Origin of the sequence: Burkholderia stagnalis, from assembly GCF_902830275.1 — a bacterium.
In the GTDB taxonomy this organism is placed as follows: domain Bacteria; phylum Pseudomonadota; class Gammaproteobacteria; order Burkholderiales; family Burkholderiaceae; genus Burkholderia; species Burkholderia stagnalis.
The window spans coordinates 1-307 of sequence record NZ_CADESW010000110.1; the positions used below are offsets into that span (position 1 = coordinate 1).

Annotated in this window: 1 protein-coding gene; it reads right to left on the reverse strand. The window is 63.5% G+C overall.

Annotated features, from left to right (window positions below; all coding sequences use genetic code 11):
- The coding region (locus HWY45_RS37250) for a hypothetical protein (protein WP_279607769.1) at positions 1–307 on the reverse strand (307 nt) is incomplete at both ends.

The following is a 307-nucleotide window of genomic DNA, read 5'->3' on the forward strand; positions in this document are numbered from 1 at the left end:
TCAACGGCTCGCAGCTGTTCGCAACGAACACGGCAATCAACAGTCTGTCGACATCCACGTCGACGGGGTTGAGCACGGCGACCAGCTCGATTGCATCGCTGTCCACGTCGGCTTCGACCGGCATCAGCTCGCTGTCGACGGGCCTGAGCACGACTGATAGCACGGTGGCTTCGCTGTCGACGTCCACGTCGACGGGGTTGAGCACGGCGACCAGCTCGATTGCATCGCTGTCCACGTCGGCTTCGACCGGCATCGGCTCGTTGTCGACGGGCCTGAGCACGACTGACAGCACGGTGGCTTCGCTGTC